This is a genomic window from Stenomitos frigidus ULC18 (assembly GCF_003003795.1).
Lineage (GTDB): Bacteria > Cyanobacteriota > Cyanobacteriia > Leptolyngbyales > Leptolyngbyaceae > Stenomitos > Stenomitos frigidus_A.
The window spans coordinates 78,240-98,392 of sequence record NZ_PVWK01000124.1; the positions used below are offsets into that span (position 1 = coordinate 78,240).

Here is a 20,153-nt window from a genome sequence, read left to right on the forward strand (position 1 = left end):
TTCTACTTCGTTCTCCTCGCGCTTATCCAAGTGCCAGTGTACGAGCCAGGAAGAATGCCCACGTGGTGACAATTCCGCCCAGGAGATAGTGTGCTACCCCCACAGCCCGACCCTGAATGATGCTCAGTGCGCGGGGCTGAATTGCCGGGGCAACCTTCAGCTTATTGTGCGCCCAAACAATCGATTCGATCAACTCTTGCCAGTAGCCGCGACCGCTAAACAGGAACATCAAGCTGAATGCCCACACAAAGTGCGCACCCAGGAAGAGTAAGCCGTAAGCCGAAAGCGCCGAACCGTAGGAGGTGATTACCTGCGTTGCTTGTGCCCAGAGGAAGTCGCGCAACCAACCGTTAATGGTAATCGCACTCTGAGCAAAGTTACCGCCCGTAATGTGAGCCACCGTTCCATCTGGATTGACCGTCCCCCACACATCCGACTGCATCTTCCAACTGAAGTGGAAAATCACGATCGATAGTGAGTTGTACATCCAGAACAGACCGAGGAAAACGTGATCCCAACCAGAAACCTGGCAGGTGCCGCCGCGTCCAGGACCGTCGCAAGGGAAGCGGAAGCCCAGGTTCGCCTTGTCTGGAATCAGACGAGAGCTACGAGCGTACAGTACGCCTTTCAGCAGAATCAGCACTGTGACATGGATGGTGAACGCATGGATATGGTGCACCAGGAAGTCTGCCGTGCCGAGAGCAATAGGCGCGATCGCCACCTTGCCAGCAATGGCAACCGTTTCACCACCAAACACATAGCTAGCCGGAGCCAGTGCATTTGGAGCCGTGGTGCCAGGCGCTAAGGTATGCAGATTCTGAATCCACTGTGCAAACACCGGACGTAGCTGAATCGCCGTATCCGAGAACATATCTTGAGGACGACCCAGTGCCCGCATCGTGTCGTTATGCACGTACAGACCAAAGCTATGGAAGCCCAGGAAGATTGAAACCCAGTTCAGGTGCGAAATAATCGCATCCCGGTGACGAAGCATACGATCGAGCAGATTGTTCTGATTCACGACCGGATCGTAGTCGCGCACCATAAAGATGGCACCGTGAGCCGCTCCACCAACGATGAAGAAGCCACCAAGCCACATGTGGTGAGTGAACAGAGACAACTGAGTCGCATAGTCCGTTGCCATATAAGGATAAGGAGGCATCGCGTACATATGCTGAGCAACGATGATGCTCAAAGAGCCAACCATTGCTAGATTGATCGCGAGTTGCGCATGCCAGGAAGTCGTCAGCACTTCATACAGACCTTTATGACCTTCGCCAGTAAAAGGACCTTTATGTGCTTCCAGAATTTCCTTGATGCTGTGCCCAATACCCCAGTTGGTGCGGTACTGATGCCCTGCAATGATGAACAGAACCGCGATCGCCAAATGGTGATGTGCTGTATCTGACAGCCACAGACCACCTGTCACCGGATTCAAGCCACCTTTAAAGGTCAGAAAATCAGAATATTCTGCCCAATTCAGGGTGAAAAAGGGAGTTAAGCCCTTAGCAAAACTGGGATATAAATCCGCCATCAGCTTTGAGTTCAAGATGAACTCGTGGGGCAAGGGAATGTCTTTTGGAGCAACCCCTGCATCCAGCAGCTTGTTGATGGGCAACGAAACGTGTATCTGGTGACCGGCCCAACCCAACGAACCGAGACCAAACAAACCAGATAGGTGGTGGTTCAGCATCGACTCCACATTCTGGAACCATTCCAGCTTGGGTGCCCGCTTGTGGTAGTGGAACCAGCCCGCAAACAGCATCAGACCTGCCATGACCAGACCGCCGATCGCGGTGCAGTAAAGCTGGAAGCTGTTGGTGAAGCCAGACGCCCGCCACAGGTAGAAAAAGCCAGATGTAATTTGGATGCCGTGGAAACCGCCACCCACATCTGCATTCAAAATTTCTTGTCCGAAAATCGGCCAAACCACTTGAGCACTGGGCTTGATGCCAGTCGGGTTGGTCAACCAAGCCTCGTAGTTTGAAAACTTAGCGCCATGAAAATACATGCCGCTAAGCCAGATGAACACAACGGCAAGATGGCCGAAGTGAGCACTGAAAATTTTACGAGATACGTCTTCTAAGTCACTAGTATGGCTATCAAAATCGTGGGCGTTTGCGTGAAGATTCCAAATCCATGTGGTGGTTTTGGGACCTCTAGCCAGGGTGCGGTCAAAATGACCAGGCTGCGACCACTTCTCAAAAGAAGTCGGAACCGGATCTTTATCAACCACAATCCTTGCTTTCGCTTCGCGCTCCCGTGGAGTAATTGTCATTGAGACTCTCCTCTCTCTAGACAAGGAACGAGGAATCCCCCCTGCCAGACACTGCCCTGACGCTTGAAAACAGTCTGTTGCTCAGGTGAGCAGCCATCAGGGGCGATTGGGAAACAAGATATGAATCCCAAACTCACTAGACGGCACGAAACTGCAATCAGCGATCGCAGTTCAAAGAACGGAATAAAGATCGCCATTAGAACCATGAAGGCTCCTTCTGACAATACAACTGGCCTGGTAGGGGTTCTCATCGTGTCATTATATGACTCGTGTTACGCCGAACCTGGACGCAATTAACAATAATTCAAACTCCTCTGAGTGCAGCTATAGGCGAGGTTGCAAATCTGAGCGAAACGAAAAAGTCAAGCCTCGCAGTCATTGCGTTCACAAAACTAAATCATACGAAATCTATATACATAATCCTTGTAAGCGCGACTCTGAACGCAAATAAAGGATTGAACTAACCCTATGAACAGAAGTCATTCAAATCTATAGATTGAGTGATCCCGACCTGCTATTTTCGGAGTCGTATCATTTCTTTCTCCTGGCAATAGTTCATTGAGAACTGTCAGAGAGAATCGTACAATAAGGTCTTTTTAAACAGTTCAGTGTTATTGACGTTGTAGTGCTGAGGAGATCTCTGGTAGACAAAGGCTCCATAGGAGCAGTTTTGATCGCAAGGTTGACGGCTAGAGGGCAAAGCTCTGGCAAAGCCTGTCTTATCCAGCGGTAATTTTTTGCTTGGAAATCTCAAGATTGTGGATTAAATCAAATTGACAGGCCGTGCGCCCCTACGGGAAATCCGGAGTGATTAAATTCGTGTTCCTTAGAAAGTACCTGATACTTGCTTTATGAGATGTCTTCGAAAAGTACCTGTGTCGGCTAACGACCATGCAAAGACTGTGTTAGCGCCAGGCGGCGTTTGTATGGCGACGATCGCTGGCGGCGGTAAGATGGCAGGTGCTCACTCCCCTGCTGAGTAGCACCGAGACAACTCAAGCAAGCGCTAGCCAACCCTTTTTAGCGACGAAACTTTGCACGGGAGGCTTGGTCTTTTCCGCTATAGTTCCCTATGGGCAGCTTTTAGGAGTGGGTTTTGTGTTGGGAATGAATCGTTTGCAGGCCGTAGCCAAGACCATCGTTGTCTTCGTATTAATGCTGGTTGTCATGGCGAGTTGGGGGAGCGCAGATGACGCTGCACAGGCTGCTTTTAATTGGCAGCGAAAGGTAGACTCTGCTCAAACCAGCATCAAGACTAAAGGAAAGATTGCAGAAGCCTCACCACCGATCGCCCTTCAAGAGCTACGACAGGCGTTAGACAACTACCAGCCGCAGGTGACGATTCTCAGCCCTCGCAAAAATGAAGTCCTTGCAGACAACACAGTATCGGTTCGCTTTTTGGTCAAAGACCTACCCATCTTTAAGAATGAAACGTTTGGCTTGGGGCCTCATCTGCATGTCCTGCTAGACAACCATAGTTATCAAGCCGTCTATGACACCAGTCAACCTTTAATCTTTAACGATCTAGAGCCTGGAACCCACACCATCCGTGCGTTTGCGTCTCGTCCCTGGCACGAAAGCTTCAAAAATGAAGGTGCCTTCGTGCAGACGACCTTTCATGTTTTAACCAAAACTCAAGACAATAGCCCCAACCCTGAATTGCCGCTGTTGACCTATAGCCGGCCACAAGGAACCTATGGCGCAGAGCCAATTTTGCTGGATTTTTACCTGACGAATGCTCCCCTTCATCTGGTTGCTCAGGCAGACGCAACGGATGATATTGCCGACTGGCGCATCCGCTGCACGGTGAATGGCGATAGTTTTGTCATCGATCGCTGGCAACCGCTCTATCTCAAAGGCTTCAAGCCCGGTAAAAACTGGGTACAGCTGGAATATCTGGATGATAAAGGCAACCCTGTGCAGAACGTCTTCAACAATACGGTACGCATTGTCGATTACCAACCGAACGGAGACGATACCCTAGCTAAGTTGGTGCGAGGCGATTTGTCTGCCGCAGATGTACGTGGCATCGTTGACCCTAATTATGTCCCCCCAACCCCCACTCCTACGGTTGAACCCTCACCAGAAATCTTGCCAGAACCCTCGCCGAGTTCCTTAGAGACCCCTCAACCGGAACTAGGGCCGAGTTTCAGCGTTCCCGATCGCACCAGTCCGATCGCGCCGCCGTTCCCGGAACCGTCTACCAGACCTACTCCTGAGCCGACTCTAGAACTGGTTGTACCGATTCCTGAGTTGCCTACTCCTGAGCCGTCACCCATCCCATCGGCAACCGCTACGCCCCCAGAGGATACAGAGCCTCCCAGTACAATCGCACCACCAGCAGCCCCGGCAGAAACGGAACGGCAACCTGTGATCCCGGATGACGAGTCGACCTTACGGGAACCTAAAAAGGCAGAATCAAATGCTACGAGCGGGCAAGAGCGCTTGCGTCAACTTCGGCAGCGCTTCAGCCAGTATCTGCCGCAAAAGAATGCGATCGCGCCAGACTCTGGTGCTGTGCCAACAGAAGATGGCGATCGTGCTCAACCGTTGCCAGTAACGGAACCGACTCAGCTTTCTCCAGCTACTCCCCCAACCTTTTTACCATCAGTGCCACCGGAAAACGACTGACACCTCGTCGGCAACGCCTCCGCATGAGCCGTCGTCAACCTCTTTCGAGCCATCGATCGATCGCTAGCACTCTGTCAATTTACTCTATCAATTTTAAATTGACTCCTATATTAAGGACTATAAGGTCGCTTGAGGAGGTGCAAACACTCAACGCTCTTGGACTCTTGGAAGCGTCACCGTCGATCGCCGCCTCGGGATTTCACGCGCTTGTGAATATGGTGCACCCTCTGCATGGAGCCTAATCATGTTGATCCATTCGTCGTAACGGTTATTTGCTTGGAAGACGATATAGTATAGTACTTATGTACTTACTATGTACTTGTAGTGTGCGGAGGAACGGTTCAACTCTACTCGCATCCGACGTTTAGCGCATGCATAGATGGAAGTGGTTGGGGTAGGCTGAGGAGCAGAGTTGCCGCTGTTGGTGATCTGGAGCCGCTTTCCTGCACGATCGCGGCACAACAGTTAACTACACTCATGTTTTCACCAGCGTCTCAAGATTGTTATGTTCTCTGTGTCGCTACTCCTCCTCTATTGGCAACAAGGCGATCACCTGGTCTACAAAGGCCCGATAGTCTACTACGGGTTTAGAAATGTAGCCATCGGCACCACTTTGCTGAAGGGAGTTTTCCTTGTCGCCAATCATGGCATGGGCCGTCACCAGAATGATGGGCAAAGAAGCCGTACTGGGATCGCTTTTCAGCAGTTGGGTCAGCTTAATCCCATCCACGGCTTTGCCCTGATACAGACTGCGAGACAGCGACACATCCATCAAAATCAAGTCTGCCTCACCCGCCTTAGCAATTTGCATGACCTCTTCTGCATTTTCGGTATGCTTCACCGTCAAACCGCCCAGACGGGTCAGATAGCGCGAAAAGACCCGCACGTTGCCCAAATCATCCTCAACCAGCAGCACAGTTTTCGTCATCAGTTTCTAACCTGTTGGCAGCAGCGCCATCACTTGATCAACAAATGCCTGATGATCGACTACAGGCTTAGAAATATAGGCATCAGCACCACTCTGCTTCAAAAAACTCTCGCGATCGCCTTCCATCGCATGTGCAGTCACCAAAATGATGGGCAAACTGGCAGTGCTGGGGTCTGCTTTCAACATCTGAGTGATCTTAATGCCATCGACGGCTTTGCCCAAATAAACACTGCGCGACAAGGAAACATCCATCAGGATGATATCGGCTTCCTGAGCATGGGCAATCTGCATGACTTCTTCCACGTTCTCCGTATGCTTTACTGCCAAACCACCCCGCTTCGTCAAGATCTTCGAGAAGACCCGTGCGTTAATCAGATCGTCCTCAACAATCAAAACGGTTTTCATGATGTTTTCCTTGGAACGTGACCCAGACGAAAGAGCAGGCTCATAATCCGTGTCGCTTTTACTGTGAAATGGAGACAGGGGCTTTAGGGCTTGCCCCCATCGTAAACGTCTTGCTGCACATGCTACAAACCTTCTATGAAATCAACGCTTAAGGAACCAAGCTCATGGCTGTAATTACCACTGCCCTGCATACAGAGATGCAGCAGTCCTACCTGGAATATGCCATGAGCGTCATCGTGGGACGCGCCCTACCAGATGTGCGTGATGGCCTTAAGCCTGTGCATCGGCGGATTTTGTACGCAATGCATGAACTCGGTCTCACTCCCGATCGCCCGTATCGCAAATGCGCTCGCGTTGTCGGGGATGTACTGGGTAAATACCATCCCCACGGTGATCAGGCGGTTTACGATGCGCTGGTGCGACTGGTGCAGGATTTTTCGAGCCGCTACCCGTTGCTGGGTGGTCATGGCAATTTTGGTTCGGTCGATAACGATCCACCTGCTGCCATGCGATACACGGAAACTCGTCTGGCACCGATCGGCAACGAAGCACTCCTGACCGAAATTGGTGAGGCAACCGTTGATTTTGTCGGTAATTTTGACAATTCCCAGCAGGAACCCACAGTTCTACCGGCGCAGCTTCCTGTCCTGCTGCTGAACGGCAGTTCGGGCATTGCGGTTGGCATGGCAACCAATATTCCACCCCACAATTTAGGGGAAGTGGTGGATGGTTTAATCGCCCTGATTGATCACCCGAACCTGCCCGATGCCAAACTGTTTGAACTTATCCCTGGGCCAGACTTTCCCACAGGCGGCGAAATTATTGGCACGGATGGTATTCAGGAAGCCTACACCACAGGGAGAGGCAGCATTTCTGTACGGGGTATTGCTCAGGTAGAAGAACTCCAGATTGGGCGCGGACGGCATCGACGAACCGCGCTGGTGGTCACCGAGTTGCCTTACCAGGTGAATAAAGCCGCCTGGATCGAAAAGATGGCAGAACTGGTCAATCTGGGACGGTTAGAGGGCATTGCGGATCTGCGGGATGAAAGCGATCGCGATGGGATTCGAGTCGTTATCGAGCTCCGTCGGGATGTCAATCCCCAGAAAATTCTGACCAATCTCTACCGTCAAACGGCGTTGCAGTCCAACTTCGGCACGATCATGCTGGCATTGGCCGATGGGCAACCTCGACAGATGCCGTTGCGAGAGTTACTTCAGCAGTTTTTGAACTTTCGAGAAGAGACGCTAACCCGCCGCTATCGTCACGAACTGGGGCAGGCAGAAACGCGCCTTCATATTGTCGAAGGGCTGCTCATAGCACTCACTAATTTGGATCTGGTGATTGACATTCTGCGTCATGCACCGGATGGTAGCACTGCAAAGATGCAGTTTCAGGAACGACTAGACCTGAGCGATCGTCAGGCGGATGCCATTCTTGCCATGCCCCTACGACGCCTGATCGGGACAGAACGGCAAAGCTTGCAAACCGAATTTGATACCTTAACGGCGCAAATGCAGGATCTTCAACGCTTGTTGAGCGATCGGCGGGAACTGCTCAAAGTCCTCAAACGTGATCTACGAGGGCTCAAGAAAAAGTATGCCGATCCCCGACGGACGAAGATTATTGCTGGGAGAAGTCAAGAGTCCGGCGCCAGGCGCCAGGAGTCAGGAGTCAGGAATCAGCAGCTAGAAATCGGCGAACAACTGATGCTTGATCAACAGCCGCTCACCGTTAACAGCCAATCACTGACTGATAGCCCCGTTCATGAAGCCGAAGAAGAAACCGTCGTCGAACTCACTCAACGTGGCTACATCCGCCGACTGGCACCCAAAGCGTTTCAACGTAGCCAAAGTAAAGCTGTAGAGAAACCAACTCAGGTGCTAGAAGACAGCGATGACTTTGTCGCTCAAACGGAATTTGCAACGACCAGCCAAACATTGGTTGTCTTCACTCGCAGTGGTAAGGCCTATCCCCTCAGCGTTAAGGATGTGCCGCATGTGTCAGGAAAGTCACGCGGAACGCCCTTGGTGACGCTACTACCGCCCTCGGCGCAGAGTGATCCAGCCTCAGTTGTCGGTTGTTTTGTGTTGCCTGATAGTTTAGATGGTATTGATCTGCTGTTGGTGACACAGCAAGGACGCATTAAACGGTTGCCTGCTTCCGAATTGGGAGAGTTAACAGGGCGAGGGCTGACGGTGCTGAAGTTAAAGCAAGATGACCAATTAGCGTTCGTCAGCCTGACCGAAGTGGGCGATCAGCTTGTCTTGGCGACTGCGGGTGGACGCCTGTTGCGTCTAGCAGTGAATGATGAACAGCTACCTCCACTGAGCCGAGCCGCACAGGGCAATCTCGCGATTCGGTTACGGAAGCAAGAAAGATTGGTTGGGTATACGCTGATCTATCAAGGCGACGATCTTCTTCTGATGTCAGAGCAAGGGTATGCCAAGCGCTTAGCGATCGATACCCTGCGTCTTTCTACGGCTGGCGACCTCGGTACGCAATCATTCAAATTCACTAGCAAAACCGATGCCCTTGCTGGGATGGTTGCAGTGGCTCCAGAGACAGCGATCACGCTGTTGACGAGCGCTAATCGGATGGCGAGACTGGCCGGCAATGCAGTACCACTCAAAGGTCGGGATGAGCTGGGCGATCGGCCTCTTAAGCTCGATTCTGACGAGCGCATTGCCAGCCTTACCATCCCCAAATTTCCCGTTGCTGACTCTGAAGATGAGGACGGATAGAAGTCCGAAGCCAGCAGTCCGATGCCAGGAGTCAGGAGGGTCAGACGATTCTGACTACTTGTACAGCTTATTGGCTTCAACTTCGCTCGTGGAGCCCATTACGTTAACGCCTCGTGTGCCGCTTGACGCAGTTCTGTATACAGTGATTTGTGGCTACCTACATGGCTTCAAACTGTGCAGTAAAACCGTCCAGCGTCATGCATTCATCTTGAAATGCTTCCGCATCACCCACATCTTCCACCTGAAAGGTCATAATACGCCGCTCATCATCTTTCATCTTCTTCGTAGACAGTGGTTTCACCGCATAGTTCGCCATGATTGCATTGAAGGCAGTCGCCTCTTTGCGCCAGCTCTCAGCCGAACAGTAAATCGTTACAAGCCACATAATGGTTCATTTTTTAGTTGTAGTAGAAGTGATGATAGGCGATCGCCCGATGCACTTCTCAACCCATTTCCCTCAACACCCCTCAATCCTCAACACACCTCAATGTATTGACACAAGCTCGACGGTTCAGGAATCACTTCGTGATTTAACTGCATCCCTTCAAGATGAAAGGCGATCGCCTCCCGAATTATCTGTTCAGTTTCTTCCAGCGTGTCTCCTACTGCAATATAGCCCGGTAAATCAGGCACTTAAGCCGAATAATTTGCCGCTGCTTTTTCGATCACAACTGCATAGCGCATTAGAGTTCATCCTCCAGGTGAGCCTGCTTCCAGATACTTCTTAGAGTACCTGTCGCTAAGGTTTAATCACATCTTTGACCTCCATACCGCAACTCCCTGAAGTAGAGCCATAGGCGACTGGCTTTAGAAAAGCGGTTTTTACAGCCGCTTTCACTCGCATAAACCACACCCGGCACCCGATACCCATATTGATAGGCTGTGCTTATCGATTTAACAAAGGTTGTAACACCATTTCTCGGTTCCCAAGTCAGTTCCAGTAAAGAATTTTGTCTCTGGTTGCTGGGTTCTCTTAGTCACGAGCGGCTGTGCTAGATTGAGCGTAATCTTTTGCAGTCTCTCCTTAGCTCAGTCTTATGGCAGTCACGAAACGTGGGCTTGTTCTCGCTTCAACAGCGATCGCAGTTAGTGCAGTCACCATTACCGGAGCTGGCATTCACCTCTCTCAAGGGCAAGCTTTCTTTCAAGAAAGCCCAAAGGGATTAGTCGATGAAGTGTGGCAAATTATCGATCGCACCTATGTTGATGGCACGTTCAACAAAGTTGATTGGAAAGCGACCCGCACCGAATATTTGAACAAGCCCTATGCCAGTAAAGAAGAGGCATATAAAGCAGTGAGAGAAATGCTCAAGAAATTGGGCGATCCTTACACTCGCTTTATGGACCCGCAAGAGTTCAAGAATATGCAAATTGATACCTCCGGCGAGCTGACTGGAGTTGGTATTCAGCTTACAGCCGATGAAAAAACCAAAAAGCTAACTGTTATTGCGCCGATCGAAGACTCGCCTGCGTTTGCGGCAGGCATTTTGTCAAAAGACATCATTATTCAAATTGATGGCCAAAGTGCCGAAGGTATGGAGCTTAACAAAGCGGTGTCACTGATTCGAGGCACGCCTGGCACTAGCGTCAAGCTGACAATTCAGCGGGGCGACAAACAGATGGAGTATCAGCTGAAACGGGCAAAAATCGAGATCCATCCGGTTCGTTCGAGCTACCGCAAAGACGAAATGCAAGGCGGCGTAGGCTACATCCGTCTGGTGCAGTTCAGCGCCAACGCACCGGCTGAGATGAAGAATGCCATCCAGAAGTTAGAAAAGCAAAACGTCAGCGGCTACATTCTCGACCTGCGTTCTAATCCCGGTGGGCTACTCTTTACCAGCATTGAAATTGCTCGGATGTGGCTGAAGGATGGTGCGATCGTTTCCACCGTCGATCGACAAGGCGAACAAGATCGGGAACGGGCAAATAACCGCTCACTGACCGATAAGCCTCTGGTTGTACTGGTCGATGGTGGTTCTGCCAGTGCCAGCGAAATTCTTTCGGGTGCCTTGCAGGATAATAAACGAGCTACGTTGGTTGGTACCAAAACCTTTGGTAAAGGCTTAGTACAGTCTGTGCGTGGGCTAGGTGATGGTTCTGGCTTAGCCGTGACGATCGCCAAATATCTGACGCCCAACGGCCGCGACATCAACAAGCACGGCATTGATCCAGATGTGGAAATAAAGCTGTCTGACGACCAACGACAAGCCCTGAGTAAAGATCGGGACAAAATTGGTACTCCTGCTGATTTGCAGTATGCTAAAGCCCTTGAAATCTTGACCCAACGCATTAAAGCCCAACAGCCCACTGCACCCAAGTCCTAAAGCGGGCCGACGCAACGGATAGCGCTCCAAATGTGTAGGTTGACCATCCGTAGGGACGTTACATGTAACGTCCCTACGGATCGGAACAACAGATCCGAAACACTACCCAACGTATGGAACTGGTTCATGGTTACAACCCATGCTACGCCTCACTGAAATCAAGCTCCCACTAGAGCACACCGAAGCAGACCTCCAGTCCGCTATCCTCAAAAAACTGCGTCTGGCTCCAGAGTCTTTACGGCGCTACACCATCTTTAAGCGCAGCTATGACGCGCGTAAGCGAGGTGCCGTTTCGTTCGTCTATGTTCTGGATATCGAAACGCCGAAACAAGCACAATTGCTTCAGCAGTTCAAAAAAGATCCGCATGTGGTGCCCACCCCGGACACGACTTACCGCTATGTGGCTAAAGTGCCGTCTGGACTGGAGGCACGCCCCATCATCGTCGGTAACGGACCTTGCGGTATGTTTGCAGGGCTGCTGCTGGCACAAATGGGATTTTGCCCGTTGATTTTAGAGCGGGGCAAAGCCGTACACGATCGCTCGGTCGATACCTTCGGGTTTTGGAGCAAACGCAAATTCAACCCAGAGTCCAACGCTCAATTTGGGGAAGGTGGAGCGGGTACCTTTTCAGACGGCAAGCTGTATAGCCGGATCAAAGATGCCAATCGGCAGGGACGCAAAGTCCTTACAGAGCTGGTCAATGCGGGTGCTGCTCCCGAAATTCTTTACATCAACAAACCCCACATCGGTACTTATCGGCTGGTCAAGATTGTCGAGAACATGCGTCACACGATCGAGTCTTTGGGCGGCGAAATTCGCTTTCAAAGTCGAGTAGACACGATCGACATTGAAAATGGGCAAGTGCGGGGTGTCATGCTTGCAAATGGAGACTATATCCGCAGTGATCATGTCGTTGTGGCGATCGGACACAGCGCCCGCGATACCTTTGAGATGCTGCATCGGCAAGGCGTTTATATTGAACCCAAGCCGTTTTCGATCGGCTTCCGGGTCGAGCATCCACAAACGTTAATTAATGAGTTTCGTCTGGGATCACAGGCGGGGCATCCGATGTTGGGCGCGGCTGATTATCAACTGGTTCACCATTGCTCGAATGGGCGATCAGTCTATAGCTTTTGCATGTGCCCAGGCGGACAGGTTGTTGCCGCCACGTCAGAACTTGGGCGAGTGGTCACGAACGGCATGAGTCAGTATGAGCGCAGTGGCAAAAATGCCAACAGTGGCATTGTCGTAGGCATCACGCCAGAGGACTATCCTGGTAGCCCCTTAGCGGGAATCGACTTGCAGCGAAGTTTAGAAGCACGAGCCTTTGAGCTGGGTGGTGGCACCTATGAAGCACCGGGTCAACTAATCGGGGATTTTCTAGCACAACAACCATCGACCCAGTTGGGCACCGTCAAGCCATCCTACAAACCAGGGGTGCATTTGTGTGATTTGAGTTCCAGCCTGCCAGACTATGCGATCGCGGCCATTCGTGAAGCGATTCCTGCTTTCGACCAACAGATCAAAGGGTTTGCCATGCATGACGCCGTTCTTACAGGTGTAGAAACGCGCACATCGTCACCCATTTGCATTAAGCGCGGCGATGACTACCAAAGTATCAATACAAAAGGACTGTACCCGGCAGGCGAAGGGGCTGGTTATGCGGGAGGGATACTTTCTGCGGGCGTAGATGGGATTAAAGTCGCTGAGGCCGTTGCCTTAAGTTTGATGGAAGCTGCTGCTTGCAAGCTTTAGCATCATTAACTGAAGCAGGGGCATGGCACTGCCATGCCCCTATGGGATTAATCGGATCAAGCTGCATCAACAGGTGAAAGCGTTACGCCCATTCCCCTTGTTCGGAGTCAAAGGCTGGCTCTAAGTCTTGAAGGTGGGTTTCGACTAGTTGATCGATCGCCAGATTCTCTGGCAGAACGCCCGCTGAGATTAAATCATCAGTGAGACGCTTTGCTACTTGATCGTGTCGATCGAACAACATGAGCAATCCCTGTGCTTCCAGGTCGTCAATGGTCTGTTTGACTACAGTTAATGGCTCTGCTGGAGGCAACTCTGATAGGGAGGTTTGATCAGCTTGATTTTGATCAGCTTGATTTTGATCAGCTTGATTTTGATCAGCTTGATTTTGATCAGCTTGATTTTGATCAGCTTGATTTTGATCAGCTTGATTTTGATCAGCTTGATTTTGATCAGCTTGATTTTGAGCACGATGTTCTAAGCTCACCTTACTGGCGATCGCGTGCAGCGACTGTTTGTGTGCCGCTACCGTGACCTTTCCGCTGCGCGTAGGCACTGTTGGTTCAACAACCCGTACAGCACTAGCATCAGAAAACGAGAACTGCATGGCATACCCTCATGAGACTGGCTAGAAGAACATTGTCCGCCTGCTTAAGGTGACTGCTGACCGAATGGACGCACGATCGCATTGATATAGACGGCGTTGATACAGAAGGTGAAGAAGTAACGCACGCCATACACTTGCAGGCGGCCATGAAGTGGAATCGCAGTGAGTACGACGATAGGAAGACCTGTCATTGAGAAGACGACCATTGGGGGCTAGGGTTTAGCACAATGACTGAAGACTGGCACGATCAATCGCTGCAATCGTACCAGTTGGGGTGATCTTCCTATCGGACGGACTCACGTGAGAGCGCTTAACAAAAGGGAGAAACATCCTCGCCACAGACATCTGCTAAGTAGCAGAGGGCGCGGAAGCGGAGTGCAACCAATTCATCATAGAAAGGGTTGAGTTTACAGAGCGGTGGAATTGCAAGCAGTGTGCGACCAAAAAGCTGCACCGTACGCTCAAAGGGGCATTGAGCCGGGATGATAACACAGAGCGATCGTGCTGTTTTGCGATCGCCCAGTTCAATGTTTGCCAACCACTGACGAATCGGTTGCAGTGGTGCGAAACGCATCGGTGCTTCTGGGTAACTGCCCGTAGAGGAACGTAACGCTGGCTCGGAAGCAACTTCCATGCCGCGATCGTCTTGAGAGTAGTGAGTCGTTAAGCGAGCGATTGAAAACAGAGTCATGCCTCATTTACGTTGAATAGAACATCAAGGCAACACAGGAAACAAGCACATCAAGCGAACTTAGGCGCATCCTGTTAAGGTTGAGGACGCTTCCAGTTGCGGACTTGTTGCATGGCTGAGTCTTGGAGAAAGCGCCTGGAACAGGCGCTTTTACTCAGTCCTAATCTCTCCTGCCGCCATTGCTTCATTTAGCGCTCACCCGCCAGGTATGCCCAGGTACCGAGTGTGGACGCTAAGAGCCAGCCAGTCAGTAGAATCGTTGTTAAAAGCAACATATGCACCTCCATTGGTGGAACGGATCGTGGGTTTCAACCCATGCACAAGTTAACAATCAGATCAAAAGGCTGCAACATTTATTAATCGAATCAGGAAATTGTTACATCTTGCTACATCTTTCTCAGTGACACCCGTAAAGCGCCTTGGCTACGTAAGAATGCCTCTAACAAAGAGGAGGGATAGGATCTGTTCGCAAGCCATGAGACGAATGGCAGCTAGAGAACTATGAGAACAGTCGGGTCGCAGCACTGTAATCTGAGGCATCAAAAGACCCCGCTCGGCTTGCAGGCTGCAACATTAGTAGAACTAGCCTTATTAGTGCCATCACCCTTGTTATCCCTACGGAGTAACTGTTTCAGCCCTTATTCTGTCCTTGCCTGAAATATCCCTTACTCACAAGGAATCTCTCACTGCAGGCTTACCCGAATTAAGATAAATAGACGTGCGACTCTGCCGTCAGCGCGCTCAGAATGGATCGCACAAGGACATTGTGCTGAGAGTGTATGGCAAGTGCAGCACCGTTTGCTAGTGAAAGAGGACTGCTCAACCAGAGGATGGCGATGCCGACAAAAACGCGACGCACGGTTTTGCTGATTGACGATTCCGCTGAAGATCGAGCCATGTACTGTCGCTACTTGCAGCGTGGTTCTGTTCACGACTATCAGATTTTAGAAGCGGGCTCGGCGGCAGTGGGATTAGACCTCTACCAGCATGTGCTTCCAGATCTGATCTTGCTGGACTATTCGCTGCCCGGCATGGATGGACTGGAGTTTCTCGCTTGCATGCAGCAGGAAGGGCGGCGCGTTCCAGTTTTGATGTTGACCGGTCAGGGGAATGAGACGATCGCCGCTCAAGCGATTAAACGTGGCGCTCAAGACTATCTGATCAAAGGGCACCTGACCGCTGATGGACTTTGTAAAGCGCTTGATTATGCGATCGAGCAGTGGCAACTCCAACAACGGCTTCAGCAGCAGCAACAGCAGCAAATACTCAACGCGATCGCTCTACGCATTCGCCAATCGCTGACGCTGCACACGATTCTTGACACCAGTGTTGCAGCGGTTCAGCAATTTCTGAAAGCCGATCGAGTTGTGATTTATCAATTTGCATCCGATATGAGTGGTCAAATTGTGGCAGAAGCCGTGTTGCCACAATGGCTGGTTAGCCTCAATGTCCAGATTGAAGATACCTGTTTCCGCGAGCTTTTGGGCGACTATCGGCTGGGCAGGACGCAGGCGATCGACAACATTTACGATGCTGGTTTGACCGACTGTCACATTCAATTATTGGAGCGGTTTCAGGTCAAAGCCAATCTGGTGGTACCGCTGCTGATCACTGATCAAAACTCAGCGTCTGCCTTGCCTCAACTGTGGGGCTTGCTGGTCGTCCATCAATGCTCTGCTACTCGTCAGTGGCAACCGTTTGAGACTGACCTATTGAATCAAGTGGCAGTGCAGATCGCGATCGCGATTCAGCATGCAGAGCTGTATCGCCAGTTGCAGCATGAGTTGGCTGAACGCCGTCGTACCGAAGCCACATTGCAACAGCTTAATCAGGAGTTAGAGACGAGGGTACAGGAGCGCACAGCTAAATTACAAGCTAGTGAAGCTAGTTTACGAGAGGCACAGCGAATCGCGCATTTAGGCAACTGGGAACTTGATTTGGCGACCCAGGACATTATCTGGTCAGAGGAACTGTTTCGGCTTTTTGGACTCGATGTTAACCAGGGTGAACCAGACTACGCCGAGCATTTACAAAGCTTCGCTCCTGAGTCTCGCCACAAATTGGAACGCGCAGTTCAGCAGGTAGTGATACTGGGCAGCCCCTATGACCTAGAGTTGCAATTCTCGCGTGCAGATGGCTCAGTCGGGTGGGTCTTTGTTCGAGGGGAGGCTGTGCGCAATCATCATGGCGAAGTTGTGAAGTTGCTGGGCACAGCCTTGGATATCACCGATCGGAAGCAAACCGAAGCTCAACTGCGGCATCTGTCCGATCGCCTGACGCTGGCAGTCAAGTCTGGCGCGATAGCGATCTGGGATTGGAACGTTACAGAAAACATCCTTACCTGGGATGACCGGATGTATGAACTGTATGGCATTACGCCCAACCAGTTCACCAGCGTCTATGACGCCTGGGCGAGCAGCTTACATCTAGACGATCGCCCTTATGCTGAAGCGGCAATTCAACAAGCTTTGGCAGGAGAAAAAGACTACGATCCTGAGTTTCGGGTCGTTCATCCCAATGGCACCATCCGGTTCATCAAAGCCTACGCACTGGTGGAGCGTGACGAACAGGGTGAGCTAAAGCAGATGATTGGCATTAACTATGACATTACCGATCGCAAACAATCAGAACAAGCCTTACAGCAACTGGCGCTTGATCTCCAGCGATCGAACCAGGAACTAGAACAATTTGCCTACGTTGCCTCCCACGATTTGCAAGAACCGCTGCGTGCGATTACCAGCTATACACAACTGTTTGCCAAGCGCTATCAAGGGCAAATTGATGCCAAAGCTGACAAATACATCGATTACGTGGTGGATGGGGCCGCCCGGATGCAGCAGCTCATTCAAGATCTGCTCGCTTACTCACGGGTCGGCAGATATGAGTTAAAGCAGCAACCCACTGACTGCACCGTCGTCCTTGAGCAAGTGAGGAAAGATTTACAGGTAGCGATCGCTGAAAGCCAGGCCGAGATTATCGTTGATCCATTACCCACTATCTTTGCCGATACTGCTCAAGTAGCGCAGGTGTTTGAAAACCTGATTGGCAATGCGCTCAAATACCGTGGGCAAGCACCACTTGTTGTCAGCGTTTCTGCAAGACAGCAGGTGGCAGAATGGGTGTTCTCCATCCAAGACAACGGCATTGGCATCGAACCCCAGTACGCGGAGCGCATCTTTGAGATTTTCCAACGTCTCCACACGCGCCGCGAATATGACGGTACAGGCTTAGGCTTAGCCATTTGTAAAAAGATTATTGAGCGTCACCACGGACGCATTTGGGTGGAATCGCAGTTAAGGAATGGAGCCACGTTCTGGTTTACTTTGCCAGTACTGCCCAATGACAGATACTAGTTTTGTTTAGAAAGAATATTATTTGATAACGCTACATGGCTTCAACCAATGTGCTTACTATATATAGGGGAAGAAGTTCAGTGTCTAATCTGCAAAACCTATCTGCCATAGAGATTTTACTGGTTGAAGATTCTCCCAGCGATGCTGAGCTGACGATCGAAACATTCAATAACAGCAAAGTGCTTAACCGCATTTATGTGGTCGAAGATGGAGTCGAAGCGTTAGACTTTCTTTCTAGAAGAGGGAGTTATGGGGATGCGCCGCGCCCCGACCTGATCTTGTTGGATCTCAATCTGCCTAAGAAAAATGGACGGGAAGTTTTCGCGGAGATTAAGTCTAGCCCTGAACTGCGAACGATTCCTGTCGTTGTCCTCACAACCTCTGCCGCTGAGGAAGATATTTTGCGGAGCTACCAACTGCACGCCAACGCTTACATCACTAAACCCGTTGACTTTGAGCAATTTACTAAAGTTGTTAAACTGATTGCTGATTTCTGGTTTGCTGCCGTTCGCCTGCCTCCCACATCAGTTTAAACGCTCACCATTTGCCCTCAATGATGCGCCTCACTATTCTACTTGTTGAAGATAATTCGGCAGATGCTGACCTGTTGATCGAGAGCCTGTCAACAGACAGCTTCAGTAAAGCATGGCAATTCATACATGTAGAAAGGTTAGGTAAGGCGCTCCAATGCTTGGAACAGCAGTCAGTCGATGTCGTATTGCTCGATCTGTCCCTTCCTGATTCCCATGGGTTGGATGGCATTACTCAAATGCAAACCGTTGCGCCCTATGTACCGATCGTGGTGCTCACAGGCAGGGACGATACGGAAATGGCGATCCAAGCGGTCGCCAAAGGGGCTCAAGACTACCTGGTCAAAGGGCAAATTTCTACTCAATTACTAACGCGTGCAATTCGCTATGCGATCGAGCGAACACAGATCTTCAAACAATTGAAAGCAAGTGAATGCCGGTTTCGCGCGGTCTTCGACCAGACCTTTCAGTTCATGGTATTGCTTTCACCGGATGGCATTGTCCTGGAGCTGAATCAGGCACTTGCCAACGTTGAGGCGTCTCGGTTGGACGCGCTGCTGCATTCTCCGATCTGGGAGACGGAACGCTGGGGCTATGCTGAACCCATCCAGCAATGGATGAAAAACGCGATTGCGGCAGCCGCGCAGGGGCAAATAGTGCGTGATGAAATCCAGGTACTTAGTACTCAAGGGGAACTGCGGTGGCTTGACTTCTCGCTTAAACCGTTAAAAGACGAAACCAATAAGGTCGTGTTGCTGATTGCCGAAAGTCGTGATATCAGCGATCGCAAACTGATCGAAGCAAAAATGCTCCAAACGCTAGAACAACAACAAGCGCTCAACCAACTCAAGTCTGATTTTGTCGCCATGTCATCCCATGAGTTTCGGACACCCTTAACGACCATTCGGATGGCTACCGAACTGCTGGAAAAATATAGTCATAAGCTGACTGAAGCAAAGCGCGCACAGCATTTTGAGCGCATCTATGCTGCTATTGCCTCAATGCTACATCTTTTAGATGAAGTGTTATTGCTGGGTAAAGTTGATGCTGGTGGCTTGCATTATGAGCCTGCACCCCTTGAATTAACGACGTATTGCCACGACTTAATAGAGACCTTACAACTGACCACTAAGAGCAACCATAAAATTATCTTTCACTGCTCAGACGAACCGATTCAAGGCGAAATGGATCAGTCGTTGATTCACCACATGCTCACTAATTTGCTTTCAAATGCGATTAAGTATTCTCCTGATCAGGGTGCTGTCTGGCTGGACGTGAACTGCCAGAGCGATTGTGTCAAGTTTCAAATTAAAGATGAAGGCATGGGCATTCCCCTGCAAGATCAGCAGCACTTGTTTGAAACGTTTTACCGTGCGAACAATGTCGGGAAAATTCAAGGTACAGGACTAGGCTTAGCCATTGTCAAAAAATGCGTCGAGTTACACCAGGGGCAGATTCAGCTCAGCAGTGACGTAGGCATCGGCACAACGGTTACCATCATGCTGCCAAGATTCTGCGCGGCGACCTCTTCCTGAATGACAAGCCAGTTAAAACCAATCGAGACATCGCGACGATCGCGCGTTGCTGAAAGAGTAGCTTGCTTGCGTGGCAGCCACTGTTTTAGCTGTGCCTATTCAGACACGAGAGCAATAGCAATTTGGGTTAGGACGGGGTGCAGGGGTAGAGCTCCCTGGCTGGGGGCAACGCCCCCACACCCCTTTTGCTCCCAATGTTCTACAGACAGTCTGTGGCGACAGCTGTAAGTGACCCATCGCTGCTCTGTGGCAACAGCTATAAATTACCGATCGATAATCGATGGACTACTGTGTATTTAAGTAGATCAGGCTTGAAAAGCTCCGGTATGTAAAGTTAGATGGAGGTATCGATTTCAACGATTTGGAGGTGCAGC

General features: G+C 50.7%; 15 protein-coding genes. 7 read left to right on the forward strand and 8 right to left on the reverse strand.

What is annotated here, in order from left to right; translation table 11 throughout:
* Window positions 1-22: 22 nt before the first annotated feature.
* Window positions 23-2,278, reverse strand: coding sequence for a photosystem I core protein PsaA (gene psaA, locus C7B82_RS23200; RefSeq protein WP_106258981.1), 2,256 nt, complete (start codon window positions 2,276-2,278; stop codon window positions 23-25).
* Window positions 2,279-3,238: 960 nt separating this feature from the next.
* Here psaA and C7B82_RS23205 point away from each other — a divergent pair.
* The gene (locus C7B82_RS23205; RefSeq protein ID WP_106258982.1) at window positions 3,239-4,909 is read left to right on the forward strand and encodes a hypothetical protein; all 1,671 of its coding nucleotides are present in this window, start codon (window positions 3,239-3,241) and stop codon (window positions 4,907-4,909) included.
* Between the two features lie 520 nt (window positions 4,910-5,429).
* On the opposite strand, the gene C7B82_RS23210 is transcribed toward C7B82_RS23205, so the two are convergent.
* Together C7B82_RS23210 and C7B82_RS23215 are read right to left on the reverse strand one after the other, a co-directional pair.
* Window positions 5,430-5,837, reverse strand: coding sequence for a response regulator (locus C7B82_RS23210; protein ID WP_106258983.1), 408 nt, complete (start codon window positions 5,835-5,837; stop codon window positions 5,430-5,432).
* 6 nt (window positions 5,838-5,843) lie between these two features.
* Window positions 5,844-6,242, reverse strand: coding sequence for a response regulator (locus C7B82_RS23215; protein WP_106258984.1), 399 nt, complete (start codon window positions 6,240-6,242; stop codon window positions 5,844-5,846).
* Window positions 6,243-6,406: 164 nt separating this feature from the next.
* On the opposite strand from C7B82_RS23215, the gene C7B82_RS23220 reads away from it, so the two are divergent.
* A complete protein-coding gene (locus C7B82_RS23220) occupies window positions 6,407-8,986 on the forward strand; it encodes a DNA gyrase/topoisomerase IV subunit A (RefSeq protein WP_106258986.1) in 2,580 nt (859 codons plus the stop codon).
* 157 nt (window positions 8,987-9,143) lie between these two features.
* Here the strand turns inward: C7B82_RS23220 and C7B82_RS23225 are convergent, their stop codons facing one another.
* Together C7B82_RS23225 and C7B82_RS23230 are read right to left on the reverse strand one after the other, a co-directional pair.
* Window positions 9,144-9,371 carry a hypothetical protein gene (locus tag C7B82_RS23225; RefSeq protein ID WP_106258987.1) on the reverse strand — a complete coding sequence of 76 codons (228 nt, stop codon included), beginning with the start codon at window positions 9,369-9,371 and terminating at the stop codon, window positions 9,144-9,146.
* 89 nt (window positions 9,372-9,460) lie between these two features.
* Entirely contained in the window at window positions 9,461-9,619 is a 159-nt protein-coding gene (locus C7B82_RS23230) for a type II toxin-antitoxin system HicB family antitoxin (RefSeq protein WP_245940057.1), read from the reverse strand.
* Window positions 9,620-10,023: 404 nt separating this feature from the next.
* Between C7B82_RS23230 and ctpC the strand changes: the two genes are divergently transcribed.
* The gene (gene ctpC / locus C7B82_RS23235) at window positions 10,024-11,310 is read left to right on the forward strand and encodes a carboxyl-terminal processing protease CtpC (RefSeq protein ID WP_106258989.1); all 1,287 of its coding nucleotides are present in this window, start codon (window positions 10,024-10,026) and stop codon (window positions 11,308-11,310) included.
* 139 nt (window positions 11,311-11,449) lie between these two features.
* Window positions 11,450-13,066 (forward strand): NAD(P)/FAD-dependent oxidoreductase, encoded by a 1,617-nt coding sequence (locus C7B82_RS23240; protein ID WP_106258990.1) that lies wholly within the window; start codon window positions 11,450-11,452, stop codon window positions 13,064-13,066.
* 82 nt (window positions 13,067-13,148) lie between these two features.
* On the opposite strand, the gene C7B82_RS23245 is transcribed toward C7B82_RS23240, so the two are convergent.
* From C7B82_RS23245 to C7B82_RS23250, 3 genes are all read right to left on the reverse strand, one after another.
* Window positions 13,149-13,670, reverse strand: a complete 522-nt coding sequence (locus C7B82_RS23245) for a hypothetical protein (protein WP_106258992.1) — start codon at window positions 13,668-13,670, stop codon at window positions 13,149-13,151.
* A gap of 44 nt (window positions 13,671-13,714) precedes the next feature.
* Window positions 13,715-13,861 (reverse strand): hypothetical protein, encoded by a 147-nt coding sequence (locus tag C7B82_RS32625; RefSeq protein ID WP_181357625.1) that lies wholly within the window; start codon window positions 13,859-13,861, stop codon window positions 13,715-13,717.
* Window positions 13,862-13,980: 119 nt separating this feature from the next.
* Window positions 13,981-14,361 (reverse strand): Mo-dependent nitrogenase C-terminal domain-containing protein, encoded by a 381-nt coding sequence (locus C7B82_RS23250; protein ID WP_219904654.1) that lies wholly within the window; start codon window positions 14,359-14,361, stop codon window positions 13,981-13,983.
* 836 nt (window positions 14,362-15,197) lie between these two features.
* Here C7B82_RS23250 and C7B82_RS23255 point away from each other — a divergent pair.
* The 3 genes from C7B82_RS23255 to C7B82_RS23265 all read left to right on the forward strand — a co-directional run bounded on the left by C7B82_RS23255 (window position 15,198) and on the right by C7B82_RS23265 (window position 19,779).
* Complete coding sequence (locus tag C7B82_RS23255) at window positions 15,198-17,714, forward strand: PAS domain-containing protein (protein WP_181357626.1); 2,517 nt, start codon at window positions 15,198-15,200, stop codon at window positions 17,712-17,714.
* An 80-nt stretch (window positions 17,715-17,794) separates the two neighbouring features.
* Window positions 17,795-18,247, forward strand: a complete 453-nt coding sequence (locus C7B82_RS23260) for a response regulator (RefSeq protein WP_245940058.1) — start codon at window positions 17,795-17,797, stop codon at window positions 18,245-18,247.
* A gap of 20 nt (window positions 18,248-18,267) precedes the next feature.
* Window positions 18,268-19,779 (forward strand): sensor histidine kinase, encoded by a 1,512-nt coding sequence (locus C7B82_RS23265; RefSeq protein WP_219904655.1) that lies wholly within the window; start codon window positions 18,268-18,270, stop codon window positions 19,777-19,779.
* Window positions 19,780-20,153 lie beyond the last annotated feature (374 nt).